Origin of the sequence: Lentzea fradiae (assembly GCF_900100955.1) — a bacterium.
In the GTDB taxonomy this organism is placed as follows: Bacteria; Actinomycetota; Actinomycetes; order Mycobacteriales; family Pseudonocardiaceae; genus Lentzea; species Lentzea fradiae.
This window is the reverse complement of the sequence record NZ_FNCC01000003.1, coordinates 380,838-393,651: the sequence shown is the minus strand read 5'-3', so window position 1 is coordinate 393,651 and position 12,814 is coordinate 380,838. Positions and strand designations below refer to the sequence as shown.

Genomic DNA, 12,814 nt, shown 5'->3' with positions numbered 1-12,814 from the left:
CGTACCGAGGTTACGAGACCACCCGTGTGGGGCGCGTCAGCGAAACGCCCGCAGCCGCAGGCTGTTGCTCACCACGAACACCGACGAGAACGCCATGGCCGCCCCCGCGATCATCGGGTTGAGCAGGCCGAGCGCGGCCAGGGGCAGCGCGGCGACGTTGTAGGCGAACGCCCAGAACAGGTTGCCCTTGATCGTGCCGAGCGTGCGCCTGGCCAGCCGGATCGCGTCCGCGGCGGCCAGCAGGTCGCCGCGCACCAGTGTGAGGTCGCTCGCCTCGATCGCGACGTCCGTGCCGGTGCCCATCGCGAGGCCCAGGTCGGCCTGCGCCAGCGCCGCCGCGTCGTTCACGCCGTCGCCGGCCATCGCGACCACGCGACCCTCGTCCTGCAGCCGCTTGACGACGTCGACCTTGTCCGCGGGCAGCACCTCCGCGATGACCTCGTCGATGCCGACCTCGGCGGCCACCGCCCGCGCCGCCGCCTCGTTGTCGCCGGTCAGCAGCACCGGGCGCAGGCCGAGCGCCCGCAGCCGGCCGACCGCCTCCCGCGACGTGGGCTTCACCGTGTCGGCGACCACGAGCACAGCCCGTGCCTGGCCGTCCCACGCGACCAGGACCGCCGTGCGCCCCTGCCGTTCGGCTTCGGCCTTGGCCTCGGCCAGGTCCTCGCCGAGCCTGATGCTCCAGTCGTCCAGCAGCCGTTCGCGGCCGACGAGCACCGCGTGGCCGTCGACGACGCCCTGCACGCCGAGCCCCTCGACGTTGCGGAAGTCCTCGACCTCGGGCACGTCGCCCGCCGCCGCCACGACCGCCTTCGCGACGGGGTGCTCGCTCGCGTTCTCCAGCGCTCCCGCCAGCCGCAGGACCTCGGCCTCGTCCTCGGCGGTGTGCACGCCGATCAGGCTCATCCGCCCGGTCGTGACGGTGCCGGTCTTGTCGAGCACGACCGTGTCCACCCGGCGGGTCGACTCCAGCACCTCCGGGCCCTTGATCAGGATACCCAGCTGGGCACCCCGGCCCGTGCCGACGAGCAGCGCCGTCGGGGTCGCGAGGCCCAGCGCGCACGGGCAGGCGATGATCAGCACCGCGACCGCGGCCGTGAACGCCGCACCGGCGCCGCCGCCCGTGCCGAGCCAGAACCCCAGCGTGCCGACGGCGAGCGCGATCACGACCGGCACGAACACCGCCGAGATCCGGTCCGCGAGGCGCTGCGCCTCGGCCTTGCCGTTCTGCGCGTCCTCGACGAGTTTCGCCATCCGCGCGAGCTGGGTGTCCGCGCCGACCCTGGTGGCCCGCACGACGAGCCGCCCGCCCGCGTTGACCGTGCCGCCGGTGACCGCGTCACCGGGACGCACCTCCACCGGCACGGACTCGCCGGTCAGCATGCTCGCGTCGACCGCGGAGGTGCCGTCCTCGACGACACCGTCCGTGGCGACCTTCTCGCCCGGCCGCACCACGAACCGGTCGTCCACGCGCAGCTCGCCGGTCGGGACCCGGACCTCGCGGCCGTCGCGCAGCACCGCCACGTCCTTCGCGCCCAGCTCCAGCAACGCCCGCAGCGCGGCTCCCGCCCGCCGCTTGGACCGGGCCTCGAAGTAGCGCCCGGCGAGGATGAACATCGTGACGCCCGCCGCGACCTCGAGGTAGACGTTGCCGCTGCCGGACATCCGCTCGACGGTGAACGTGAACCCGTGCGTCATGCCAGGCGTGCCCGCTGTACCCAGGAACAGCGCGTAGAGCGACCACAGGAACGCCGCGCCGACGCCCAGCGAGATCAGCGTGTCCATCGTGGCGGCGCCGTGCCGGAGGTTCGTCCACGCGGCCTTGTGGAACGGCCACGCGGCGTACGTGACGACCGGCCCGGCCAGTGCCAGCGACAGCCACTGCCAGTAGGTGAACTGCCACGCCGGCACCATCGCCAGCAGGATCACCGGCACGCTCAGCACCACCGAGGTGACCAGCCGGTGCCGCAACGACCGCGTCGGGCCGTCGTCCTCCTGACGGTCGGCGGGCTGGTCCGGTGGCGCGGGGAGCTCGGCGGTGTAGCCGGTGTCCTCGACGACCTTGACCAGGTCCGCGGGCGTGAGGTCGCCCGCGTAGCTGATGCGCGCCTTCTCGGTCGCGTAGTTGACCGACGCCTCGACGCCGTCCAGCTTGTTGAGCTTGCGCTCGATCCGCGCGGCGCAGGAGGCGCAGGTCATGCCGCCGATCGAGATCTCGATCGTGTCAGTGGCCATGACCGTCCTCCTCGTGCGTGGTCAGGGTGAACTCGGCCGTGCGGACGACGTCCCCGTGCCGGAAGTCGAGGAACAGCCGGTACAGCCCGGCCGTCGGCACCTCGACCGCGAACCTCACCCGGTCGCCCTCCTCCGGGTGCACGTGCAGGTAGGCCAGGTCGGCCCCCCGCAGCGCGACCAGGTGGCCCTTCGCGCCCAGGTAGTCCTGCAGGTCCGTCACCGGCCTGCCGTCCTTGGTGACGGACACGGTGACGGCCGACGCCTCACCGGTCCTCAGCTCGCCGTCCAGGGTTACCTCGTAACCGTCCGCGCTGAACGTGCGGCTGACGGCGTGCGCCACGGGCCGGTAGTCGCCGGGCACCTCGACGTCGGCGCCGAGCGTGGTCTTGGGCCCGCCCTCCGGCCGGAAGTCGGCGAACACCCGGTAGCTGCCCGCGTCCGGGAGGGACAGCGGCACCGACCAGGTGCCGTCCCGCGCCATCTCCGGGTGGACGTGCCGGAACCGCGTCCCGTCCCGCCGCGCGACGACGAGGTGCAGCCGCTTCTCGTGCTCCACCGCGAACTTCGTGACGGGCTTCCCGTCCGGTCCCGCGATGTCGAAGCTCAGCGCGCTGTCCGGCTTGAGCCGCAACGTGTAGCCGTTCTCCGACACGGACAGTCCCGGCGGGATGGCGGACGCCGCGGACTCGTGCCCGCCATGTGCCGCTTCTTCACCGTGCGCCATCTCCGCGGCGACCGGTGTGTCGCTCGGTCCGACCGCGGCGCCGGCGGCCCACGTGCCGCCGAACACGACGGCCAGGGCCACTCCGTACAGCGCGACCTTGAACCCGGTTCGCACCGCTCAGCCCACCAGTTCGTAACCGGCCTCGGCGACGGCGGCCCGCACGTCGTCGAGGGCGACCGGGGTGGCGCTGGTGATCGTGACCCGCCCGGTCGGCAGGTCGACGGCCACGTCGCTCACCCCGTCGATGCGGCTGATCTCCTCCGTCACCGCGCCGGCGCAGTGCCCGCAGGTCATGCCGGTGACGGTGTGGACGGACTCGCTCATGTCTTCTCCTCGGTTTAGGAGCGGACCAGGCGTGCGATGGCGTCACTGGCTTCCGCGATCTTCGCGCCGGCCGTGTCCCCGCCCTCGCTGATGGCCTGGCTCACGCAGTGCTTGAGGTGCTCGTCGAGCAACCCCAGTGAGACCGCCTGCAACGCCCGAGTGGCCGCGGAGATCTGGGTGAGCACGTCGATGCAGTACTCGTCGTTCTCGATCATCCGCTGCAAGCCGCGGACCTGGCCTTCGACGCGGCGGAGGCGGCGCAGGTGGGCGGTCTTGGTCTCGGCGTAGCCGTGCACGTCTCGCTCCTTCTCCGGCCACCGCGCGGCCGGCGGGTGCGCCGGGGGAGCGGTGGGCTCCTTTCCTTTATACCCTAGGGGGGTATGGGTATGTCAAAGGGTGGCCTCCGAAAGCCCGACTTGATCAACGCCGAACAGCCGATTGCGGACGCGGACGGCGGGGATAGATTCGTCCTATGGCAGCACGAAAGCACATCTTGGTGCTGTTGACCTTGCTCACGGCCTCCTGCACGGCCGAGCACGACGGCAGGCCCGTCCCCGGCGCGCGGAGCTCCGCCCCCGCCGAGGAGAGACCGCAGTCCACAAAGGTGAGTGCCGTCGTGGACGGTCGCACCGTCGAGCTGGCCAACGGCTCGCGCGTCCGCGTCTCCCTCGTCGCCGAACCCACGCCGTGCGTCGCCGCCGCAGCCCGCGAGTTCGCCACGAAGACGTTGCTGGACAAGGAGGTCGGCGTCACCAGCGTGAGCCCCGGCGAGGTGTCGCTCGCGCTGCCCGACGGCACCGACTACGCGCTCGCCGCCGTCCGCGCCGGGATGCTGCGCACCGCCGCCGGAGTCGACGGCGGCCCGCTGACCGAGGCCGAGACCGAGGCGTCACGGGCCAAGCTCGGTCTCTGGAGCTGCGGTGGACCGACGACGCAGACCTCGCTCCCGCCGTCACCGTCGTGCGTGGTCGTCTACCGGATCGGCACCCAGTGGCCCGGCGCGTTCCAGGCCGACGTGACCGTGCGCAACATCGGCAGCGTGCTGATCGACGGCTGGACGCTGCGGTGGACGTTCGCCGACGGCCAGACCGTGTCGCAGATGTGGAACGCCACGGCGGCCCAGTCCGGCGCGGACGTCACCGTCACCAACGCCGGCTACACCGCGTTGATCGTCCCCGACGGGTCCGTGACGATCGGGTTCAACGGCACGATGTCCGGCCGCAACTCGGTGCCCGAGTCGTTCACGCTCGACGGAGCGCCCTGCGCGGCGGGTTAGGCCCTGTTTCAGACGTGGCGTAGCCAGATGTTGATCGCCACGACGTGGACGATGCCCTCCCGCCCGCGGAGCCTCCGGCCTGGTGACGATGTCCGGGCCGGACGACGTCGAACGCGACCGTGAAGAAGGCGGCGAACGAGGCTCCGTCCTTGGCCTCGCGTTCGCCGACCGCGGTGGTGATGGCCGCGGCCCGTGCTCGAAACGCGGCATCGACGATCTGCTCCCGCACGCCGGCCCTCCGCATGAGCCCGATATGAGCGGCCGTCTCTCGGCGTCGAGTCAGTGCCTTTCCGTTCAGTGGAAAAGGTCTGTCGACGGCGGGGTGATCACGTCCCTAACGTCCGGTCGCGTGACGAGCAGCCAGCACGAGATCAGCGACGAGATCGCGAAGATCCAAGCCGAGTCACCGGGGCGGGCACCGCTGCTGGACTTCGCCCCCTACCGCAGCACGGCGTTGCGCCATCCGACCAAGGAGCTCCAGCTCGTCGACCCGGAGGGCGCCGAGCTGGTGGCCCCCGTGTTCGGGCACTCCGACGTGGACCCGGTCGAGGCGGACCTGACCGTCCAGCGCGGCGGCGACCCGGTCGGCGAACGCATCCGCGTCCACGGCCGCGTCCTCGACGGCGACGGACGCCCGGTGCGTCGCCAGCTCGTGGAGATCTGGCAGGCCAACGCCTCCGGCCGCTACTCCCACCAGCGCGACCAGCACCCGGCGCCGCTCGACCCGAACTTCACCGGCGTCGGCCGCTGCCTGACCGACGACGACGGCCACTACTCGTTCACCACGATCAGGCCGGGCCCCTACCCGTGGCGCAACCACCACAACGCGTGGCGGCCCGCGCACATCCACTTCTCGCTGTTCGGCACGGACTTCACCCAGCGCCTGATCACGCAGATGTACTTCCCCGGCGACCAGCTGCTGGCACTGGACCCCATCGCCCAGTCGATCACCGACCCCGCGGCACTCGCCCGCCTCGTCGCCTCCTACGACCACGACAGCTCCGAACACGAGTGGCTGCTCGGCTACCGGTGGGACATCGTGCTGACCGGAAGCCACGCCACCCACCTGGAGCCGTCCGATGACTGACACCACCCCCGGGCAGACCGTCGGCCCGTTCTTCCACCACGCGCTCGCCTACCCCGGCGACGCCGAGCTGGTGCCGTTCGGCTCGGCCGGTTCCGTGGTGCTGCACGGCCACGTCCGCGACGGCGCCGGAGACCCGGTGCCCGACGCCATGATCGAGATCCGCCAGTCCGACGCCGCCGGCACGGTGCCCCGCGAGACCGGCTCGCTGCGACGCCGCGGCGCGGCCTTCACCGGCTGGGGCCGCAGCTGCACCGACGCCGCCGGCCACTACTGGTTCAGCACGATCGAGCCTGGCCTGCCGTTCTTCGCCGTGACGATCTTCGCCCGCGGCCTGCTCGACCGCCTGTTCACCCGCATCTACCTGCCAGGAGCCGCCGACGCCCTGGACGGCCTCGAGGCCGTGCGCGAGGACGACGGCAGGCTCCGCTTCGACATCCACCTGCAAGGCCCGTCCCAGACGGCGTTCCTCCGCTACCCGAGGACGTGACGGTGCTGCACCCCGGTTCCCACCGAGCCGCCGGCCTGGCCGACGACGAGGCACTGCTGCGCGCACTGGTGGACGTCGAGGTGGCGTGGGCCCGCGTCCTCGGTTCGACGATCTCCGTGTCCGTGCCGTCACTGGACCCCGTCGACGTCGAGGCAGCGGGAAACCCCGTGCCGGCACTGGTGAAAGCGCTCCGCGCCCAGGTCTCCGTCCCCGTCCACACCGGACTGACGAGCCAGGACGTCCTCGACACGGCACTGATGCTGCTGTCCCGCGACGTGGTCCGGCGCGTGTCGGCTGATCTGGACCGCGTCGCCACCCGCTTGGCGGCTTTGGCCGAGGAACACCGGTCCAGCTTGATGGCGGGCCGGACGCTCACCCAGTTCGCTGTGCCGATCACGTTCGGCCTCAAAGCCGCCCGGTGGCTTGTCGGCGTGCTCGACGCGTTGTCCGCGTTATCCGCGCTGTCTTTCCCTGTGCAGTGCGGTGGGGCGGCTGGGACGTTGTCCCGTGCTACTGCTGTGGTGGACCCGCTTGCCGGTGCTGCTTCGTTCGCTTCGTTCTTGGGGTTGTCTTGGCCCGGACTGCCCTGGCACACGCAACGCACGCCCGTGACGCGTCTTGGTGACGCGTTGGTGGAGGTGTGCGACGCGCTCGGCGTGATCGCCGGGGACGTGTTGACGTTGGGGCGTCCCGAGATCGGTGAGCTGTCCGAGGGTGCGGTGGCCGGGCGGGGCGGGTCCTCGACCATGCCGCAGAAGCGGAACCCGGTGTTGTCGGTGCTGGTGAACAGTGCCGCGTTGCAGGCGCCGCAGCTGGGGGCGCAGCTGCACCTCTGCGCTTCGCGTGCCCGCGACGAGCGACCGGACGGGGCTTGGCACGCCGAGTGGCCGGCGCTTCGGGGGCTGCTGGAGCTGACGGCGGTGGCGGCTGCTCAGGGGGCGGAGCTGGTGGAAGGGCTGGAGGTGCACGCCGGGGTGATGGAGCGGCGGGCTGTGGAGGCGGCGGGGGAGCTGCTGGCGGAACGGGACGGGAGCGCCGGGGCGGCTTCTGGCTCTGGCGCCGCTGGTGGGGGCGCGGAGGTGACCTCCACTCCCAGCGCCACCAGCGAGACACCGGAGGCGGCCTGCACCGGCGAGCGAGCAGCCCTGACCTCCTACCTCGGCGCCACCGACGCGTTCATCGACGCCGCCCTCCATCGGAATCGATCCCGACTGGCCCCCCTCCGGGGGGAGCGCGAAGCCCCCACTCCCATGATCCCAAGGGGGTCTGACAAAAATGGCCGTTGAACTGGCCTTCACGCGCCTGACAGGCACCGAGTCCTCCGATCGGCTGACGATCGTCGGCCCGTCCCTGGGCACGTCGGCCGTCAAACTGTGGCGACAATGCGCCACCCACCTGACAGGCGAGGTGATCGCCTGGGACCTCCCGGGGCACGGCGCCAGCCCGCCAACCACCACCCCCTTCACGGTGCGGGACATCGCCGACGAGGTAGAAGCCCGCACAACCGCCCTGGCCGACAACAGACCGGTGACCTACGCGGGAGTCTCGTTCAGCGGCGCGGTCGGACTGGAGCTGGCGAGCAGGGAAACAAGGTTCGGCACCATCATCGCCATAGGGGCGGCAAAGCGAATCGGCACGCCGGACAACTGGCATGAGCGGGCCGCACTGGTGCGCAGGGCAGGGACACCGGTGATGGTCGAAGGCTCGGCCCAGAGGTGGTTCGCGCCCGGCTTCACCACCCGGGAGCCGGACACGGCGGGCGGGCTGCTGAGGGCGTTGGCGGACACCGACCGGGAGTCGTACGCGCTGGCCTGCGAAGCGCTGGCCGCCTTCGAGGCGGGAGAAGCCGTCCGGCCGGTGCACGTGGTGGTCGGGGAGCACGACGTCGTGGTGTCGCCGGACGGGGCGGATCGGAAGCTCCGCGGGTGCGGGCATCTGCCACCCGCGGAGGTTCCGGAAGTGGTGGCCGAGATGGTGGAGGAGATGCGGTGTCCTACGAGGACGGCATGAAGGTGCGGCGTGAGGTGCTGGGGGACGCGCACGTCGACCGGGTGGCGCCGGATGCGTTCACGGAGGACTTCCAGGAGTTCATCACCCGCTATGCGTGGGGTGAGGTGTGGACGCGGCCGGGGCTTGATCGGCGGATGCGTAGCGCGATGACGTTGACGGCGTTGATCGCGCTCGGGCATTGGGAGGAGCTGCGGATGCATGTGGCCGCGGCGTTGCGCAACGGGTTGACGAAGGACGAGATCGGCGAGGTGCTGTTGCAGAGCGCGATCTACTGCGGCGTGCCGGCCGCCAACCACGCGTTCGCGGTGGCGCGGGAAGTCTTGGAGGAGCGGTGAACCGGACGCAGGTCGGGATCATCGGGGCGGGGCCCGCCGGGCTGATGCTGTCACATCTGTTGTCCCGCAGCGGGATCGACAGCGTCGTGATCGACAACCGGACTCGTGAGGAGATCGAGAACACGGTCCGCGCGGGCATTCTGGAGGCGGACAGCGCTCGGCTGCTCGTCGACACGGGGGTGTCCGACCGGGTGTTGCGGGACGGGCATCCGCACGAGGGCATCGACCTGCGGTTCGGCGGGGAGAGCCACCGGGTCGACTTCCGGAAGCTGGTCGGCGAGTCGGTGTGGCTGTATCCGCAGACCGCCGTGTTCGTGGACCTCGCGAACGCGCGGGAACGCGACCACGGTGACGTCCGGTTCGGGGTGAGCGGGACGGAGGTCGACGTCACCACGCCCTCGATGCGGTTCGTCGACAGCGACGGCAGGCCGCAGGAGGTGCGGTGCGACCTGCTCGTCGGGGCGGACGGGTCCCGGTCGGTCTGCCGCAACGAGGTGCCCGAGTCCGTGCGCACGCACCGGTCGCGCGAGTACCCGTTCGCCTGGTTCGGCATCATCACCGAGGCGCCGCGCAGCGCGCCCGAGCTGGTCTACGCGCATTCGCCGCGCGGGTTCGCGCTCATCAGCCAGCGCACCGACACCCACCAGCGGATGTACTTCCAGTGCGACCCGGAGACCGACCCCTCCGAGTGGACCGACGACCGGATCTGGGAGGAGCTGCAGGCACGGGTGGCCGGGCCGGACGGGTTCACGCTCAAGGAGGGGCCCGTCACCGAGAAGACGGTGCTGCGGTTCCGGTCGTTCGTCGCGGAACCCATGCGGCACGGCAGCCTCCTGCTCGCGGGCGACGCCGCCCACACCGTGCCGCCGACCGGTGCCAAGGGGCTCAACCTGGCGCTCGCCGACGTGCGGGTGCTCAGCGAGCTGATCGAGCGGGCCCTGCGGCGCAACGACCCCGCGGCGCTGGACGAGTACGGGCCGCGGGCGCTGGACCGGGTCTGGAAGGCGCAGCACTTCTCCTACTGGATGACGACCATGCTGCACACGCTGCCCGGCGCAACGGACTTCGACGTGCGGCGCCAGCTCGGCGAGCTGGCGTCCGTCGTCGCGTCGGAGTCGGGGTCGCGGTACCTGGCGGAGGGGTACACGGGCCGCTGGCCGGCTTGAGGGGCGCCCGGACCGCTTGAGGGGCGCCGCCGCTTGAGCGGGACTGGAGCGGGACCGGTGAGACTGGGCCGATGGACATCGCGGCGCTGCGGCTCGGCAACATCGGGCGGCTCGGGTCGGCGGAGGACGTCGTCCGGTCACTGGGGGCGGTGCAGGGGCAGGACTACGGCCAGTCGTTGTGGGCGCTGGGCCTGCGCACCGCCTCCGCGCGCATCGCGGACGTCGAGGAGGCGTTGCGGACGGGCCGCGTGGTCCGCACGTGGCTCATGCGCGGCACCATCCACTACGTGCCCGCCGAGGACGTCCGGTGGATGCTCGGCCTCTTCGGCGCCCGCGACCTGGCCCGCCTGACACCGAGGGCGTGGCAGTACCACCACATGACGCCCGAGCTGATGTCGTTGGCGCGCAAGACGTTCGTCGAGGCGCTGACCGGCGGCGGCTGCCTCACCCGGCGCGAGATGATCGACCTGATGGCGGGCGTGGGCATCCCGGACGACCGGCAGCAGAGCTACTTCACGTTCATCCACCTCGCCCAGGAGGGCCTCGTCGTGCCGGGACCGCCGCGCGGCAAGGAGCAGACGTTCGTGCTGCTGGACGAGTGGGCGCCCCGGCAGCGCGAGATCGAGGGCGACGAGGCGCTGGCGCTGCTGGCGTCGCGGTTCTTCGGCAGCCACGGCCCGGCGACGCTCGCCGACTTCGCCAACTGGTGCGGCATCGGCGTGCGGGAGGCGGCCCGCGGGCTCGACCCGGTCAAGGCGTCGCTCGTGCGCGAGGAGCTCGACGGCAAGGAGTACTGGCTGCCGCCCGGCCTCGAACCCGCCTCCGGCGCGTTCCTCCTCCCCGCGTACGACGAGCTGCTGATCGGCTACAAGGACCGCGGCGCGTTCTTCACCCGCTACCCGGAGATCCCGATCTCCACCTACAACGGGATGTTCCACGCCACGATCGTCGAGGACGGACAGGTCGCGGGACTGTGGCGGCGGGTCATGAAGAAGACCTCCGTCGACGTGGAGCTGCGGCCACTGCCGGGCTTCGACACCGACGCGCTGGCGGGCCACGTCGCGCGGTTCGCCGGCTTCCTCGGCAAACCGGTGCGGGTCGTCGTGAAGGACCCGCCGGAGACGGGTTCGTCGAAGGTCAGCTGGCGCTCCCGCAAGTGACCCGGGGTCCTCCGCGAGGATGATGCCGCGCGACGGACGCGATCTTGGCCGGAGCCGCATACCTTTCTCCCATGTTGACTGTGAGGGGGATCAGCCGGAGCTTCGGCGACCACCGGGTGCTCGAGGACATCAGCTTCGATGTCAAGCCCGGCAGGATGACGGGGTTCCTCGGCGCCAACGGTTCCGGCAAGACCACCACGATGCGGATCGTGCTGGGCGTGCTCGCCGCGCACGGGGGCACGGTGAGCTGGCAGGGGACCGAGATCGGGCCGCAGCACCGGCCGGACTTCGGCTACATGCCGGAGGAACGCGGGCTCTACCCGAAGATGAAGGTGCGCGACCAGATCGCCTGGCTCGGCCGCCTGCACGGGCTCGACAGGGCGACCGCCGAGGCCAGCACCGACGCGCTGCTCGCCGACCTGGAGCTCGGCGACCGCGCCGGTGACCGGCTGGAGGAGCTGTCGCTCGGCAACCAGCAGCGCGTGCAGATCGCCGCCGCGCTGGTGCACGAACCGGACGTGCTCGTGCTCGACGAGCCGTTCTCCGGCCTCGACCCGATCGCCGTCGAGACGGTCCTCGACGTGCTGCGCAAGCGGGCGGCCAACGGCGTGCCCGTGCTGTTCTCCAGCCACCAGCTGGCGATCGTGGAACGGCTCTGCGACGACGTCGTGATCATCTCGAAGGGACGGATCGCCGCGAAGGGCTCCCGCGACCACCTGCGCCGCAGCCGCGCGGGCGAACGCTACGAGATCGTCGTCGAGGAGGACGCGGGCTGGGTCCGCGACGTGCCCGGCGTGACGCTCGTGGAGCTCGACGGGCCGCGCGCCGTGTTCGAGTCCGTGCCGCAGCAGGTGCTCAAGGCCGCAGTGGACCGCGGCGAGGTCCGTTCGTTCACCCCGGTCGTGCCGACGCTCGACGAGATCTTCAAGGAAGTGATCTGACATGGCACGGACGTCGTTCGCCCAGGCGACCTGGCTGGTCGCCGAACGCGAGATGAGGACCTTCCTCACCACGAAGGGCTTCTGGATCGGGTTCATCGTCACGATCGCGGGCCTGTTCGCGCTCACCGTGCTGCCGACGGCGTTCGGCGGCGACGACCCGAAGGTCGCCGTGGTCGGCTCGGCCTCCCGCGTCGTCGAGGGCAAACCGCTCGACGTGCGCGAGGTCGCGACCGTCGAGGAGGCCACCGAGCTGGTCCGCTCCGACGACGTCGAGGCGGCGATCGTGCCGGACGGCGCCGGGGTCAAGGTCGTCGCGCTGAACGACCCGCCCAGCGGCGTGATCAGCCAGCTCGTCGACGCGCCACCGGTCGAGCTGCTCGAACCGTCCGAGGTGAGCTCCGCGCAGCGGTCCGTCACCGTGATCGTGTTCGGCCTGGTGTTCCTGATGTTCGGCATGGGCGGCGCGGCCATCGCGCAGAGCACCGTGACCGAGAAGCAGACGCGGATCGTCGAGATCCTCGTGTCGACGGTGCCGGTGCGGGCGCTGCTGGCGGGCAAGATCCTCGGGCACGTGATCCTCACGCTCGCCCAGGTGGTGGTGCTCGCGCTCGTCGCGCCCATCGCGCTGCGCGTCGCCGGGCTCTCCGAGCTGCTGGCGGTGGTGGTGCCCGCGCTGGGCTGGTTCGTGCCGTTCCTGATGTTCGGGTTCGTGCTCGTCTCGTCGATGTGGGCGGTCGCCGGTGCGCTGGTCAGCCGCCAGGAGGACCTCGGCTCCACGATGGGCCTGGTGATGCTCGCGGTGATGGGCCCGTACTTCGCGGTGCAGATCTTCTTCGAGAACCCCGCGGTGCTCGCCGTGATGTCGTACGTGCCGTTCACGGCCGGGATCGCGATGCCGGTGCGGATGTTCGCACAGCAGGCACAGGCGTGGGAAGCGCTGGTGTCGCTGGGCATCCTCGCGGCGACCGTCGCGGTGATCCTGCTCGTCGCGTCCCGCCTCTACACCGGCTCGCTGCTGCAGACCGGCGGCAGGGTGAAGCTGTCGAAGGCGTGGGCACCGGCAGAATAG

14 protein-coding genes are annotated in these 12,814 nt (G+C 71.4%); 10 read left to right on the top strand and 4 right to left on the bottom strand.

From position 1 onward, the window contains the following. Positions 1–36 precede the first annotated feature (36 nt). From BLT23_RS08975 to BLT23_RS08960, 4 genes are read right to left on the bottom strand one after another with little or no spacing between them, the layout of a single operon-like run. Positions 37–2,235 carry a heavy metal translocating P-type ATPase gene (locus BLT23_RS08975; protein ID WP_090047471.1) on the bottom strand — a complete coding sequence of 733 codons (2,199 nt, stop codon included), beginning with the start codon at positions 2,233–2,235 and terminating at the stop codon, positions 37–39. Then, a complete protein-coding gene (locus BLT23_RS08970; RefSeq protein ID WP_090047468.1) occupies positions 2,225–3,073 on the bottom strand; it encodes a hypothetical protein in 849 nt (282 codons plus the stop codon). The genes BLT23_RS08975 and BLT23_RS08970 overlap by 11 nt, the downstream gene beginning before the upstream one ends. A 3-nt stretch (positions 3,074–3,076) precedes the next feature. Then, positions 3,077–3,283 carry a heavy-metal-associated domain-containing protein gene (locus tag BLT23_RS08965; RefSeq protein ID WP_090047465.1) on the bottom strand — a complete coding sequence of 69 codons (207 nt, stop codon included), beginning with the start codon at positions 3,281–3,283 and terminating at the stop codon, positions 3,077–3,079. A 14-nt stretch (positions 3,284–3,297) separates the two neighbouring features. After that, a complete protein-coding gene (locus BLT23_RS08960; RefSeq protein ID WP_090047463.1) occupies positions 3,298–3,579 on the bottom strand; it encodes a metal-sensitive transcriptional regulator in 282 nt (93 codons plus the stop codon). Between the two features lie 176 nt (positions 3,580–3,755). Between BLT23_RS08960 and BLT23_RS08955 the strand changes: the two genes are divergently transcribed. The 10 genes from BLT23_RS08955 to BLT23_RS08910 all read left to right on the top strand — a co-directional run bounded on the left by BLT23_RS08955 (position 3,756) and on the right by BLT23_RS08910 (position 12,814). Next, a complete protein-coding gene (locus tag BLT23_RS08955; RefSeq protein ID WP_143035867.1) occupies positions 3,756–4,559 on the top strand; it encodes a cellulose binding domain-containing protein in 804 nt (267 codons plus the stop codon). A 349-nt stretch (positions 4,560–4,908) separates the two neighbouring features. Further along, positions 4,909–5,646: a protocatechuate 3,4-dioxygenase subunit beta gene (gene pcaH, locus BLT23_RS08950; protein WP_425434362.1), complete on the top strand. Its 738-nt coding sequence runs from the start codon at positions 4,909–4,911 to the stop codon at positions 5,644–5,646. Beyond that, positions 5,639–6,133 (top strand): dioxygenase family protein, encoded by a 495-nt coding sequence (locus BLT23_RS08945; RefSeq protein WP_090047458.1) that lies wholly within the window; start codon positions 5,639–5,641, stop codon positions 6,131–6,133. The genes pcaH and BLT23_RS08945 overlap by 8 nt, the downstream gene beginning before the upstream one ends. Beyond that, positions 6,130–7,419 carry a lyase family protein gene (locus tag BLT23_RS42015; protein ID WP_090047455.1) on the top strand — a complete coding sequence of 430 codons (1,290 nt, stop codon included), beginning with the start codon at positions 6,130–6,132 and terminating at the stop codon, positions 7,417–7,419. The genes BLT23_RS08945 and BLT23_RS42015 overlap by 4 nt, the downstream gene beginning before the upstream one ends. Beyond that, complete coding sequence (locus BLT23_RS08935) at positions 7,409–8,143, top strand: alpha/beta fold hydrolase (protein ID WP_090047454.1); 735 nt, start codon at positions 7,409–7,411, stop codon at positions 8,141–8,143. Before BLT23_RS42015 ends, BLT23_RS08935 begins: the two co-directional genes overlap by 11 nt. After that, positions 8,140–8,478, top strand: a complete 339-nt coding sequence (gene pcaC / locus BLT23_RS08930; protein ID WP_090047848.1) for a 4-carboxymuconolactone decarboxylase — start codon at positions 8,140–8,142, stop codon at positions 8,476–8,478. The genes BLT23_RS08935 and pcaC overlap by 4 nt, the downstream gene beginning before the upstream one ends. 44 nt (positions 8,479–8,522) lie before the next feature. Beyond that, the gene (locus tag BLT23_RS08925) at positions 8,523–9,644 is read left to right on the top strand and encodes a 4-hydroxybenzoate 3-monooxygenase (protein ID WP_090047850.1); all 1,122 of its coding nucleotides are present in this window, start codon (positions 8,523–8,525) and stop codon (positions 9,642–9,644) included. 71 nt (positions 9,645–9,715) lie between these two features. Continuing rightward, a complete protein-coding gene (locus BLT23_RS08920; protein WP_090047452.1) occupies positions 9,716–10,804 on the top strand; it encodes a winged helix DNA-binding domain-containing protein in 1,089 nt (362 codons plus the stop codon). 71 nt (positions 10,805–10,875) lie between these two features. Further along, a complete protein-coding gene (locus BLT23_RS08915; RefSeq protein ID WP_090047450.1) occupies positions 10,876–11,745 on the top strand; it encodes an ABC transporter ATP-binding protein in 870 nt (289 codons plus the stop codon). Position 11,746: 1 nt separating this feature from the next. Further along, positions 11,747–12,814, top strand: a complete 1,068-nt coding sequence (locus BLT23_RS08910; protein ID WP_090047448.1) for an ABC transporter permease — start codon at positions 11,747–11,749, stop codon at positions 12,812–12,814.

Bases quoted from the DNA above. Each gene is read 5' to 3' on its own strand.
- BLT23_RS08925 (WP_090047850.1), top strand. From the start codon at position 8,523: ATGCTGTCACATCTGTTGTCCCGCAGCGGGATCGACAGCGTCGTGATC.
- BLT23_RS08955 (WP_143035867.1), top strand. From the start codon at position 3,756: ATGGCAGCACGAAAGCACATCTTGGTGCTGTTGACCTTGCTCACGGCC.
- BLT23_RS08910 (WP_090047448.1), top strand. From the start codon at position 11,747: ATGGCACGGACGTCGTTCGCCCAGGCGACCTGGCTGGTCGCCGAACGC.
- pcaC (WP_090047848.1), top strand. From the start codon at position 8,140: ATGAAGGTGCGGCGTGAGGTGCTGGGGGACGCGCACGTCGACCGGGTG.
- BLT23_RS08965 (WP_090047465.1), bottom strand. From the start codon at position 3,283: ATGAGCGAGTCCGTCCACACCGTCACCGGCATGACCTGCGGGCACTGC.
- BLT23_RS08915 (WP_090047450.1), top strand. From the start codon at position 10,876: ATGTTGACTGTGAGGGGGATCAGCCGGAGCTTCGGCGACCACCGGGTG.
- BLT23_RS08920 (WP_090047452.1), top strand. From the start codon at position 9,716: ATGGACATCGCGGCGCTGCGGCTCGGCAACATCGGGCGGCTCGGGTCG.
- BLT23_RS08945 (WP_090047458.1), top strand. From the start codon at position 5,639: ATGACTGACACCACCCCCGGGCAGACCGTCGGCCCGTTCTTCCACCAC.
- BLT23_RS08935 (WP_090047454.1), top strand. From the start codon at position 7,409: ATGGCCGTTGAACTGGCCTTCACGCGCCTGACAGGCACCGAGTCCTCC.
- BLT23_RS08975 (WP_090047471.1), bottom strand. From the start codon at position 2,235: ATGGCCACTGACACGATCGAGATCTCGATCGGCGGCATGACCTGCGCC.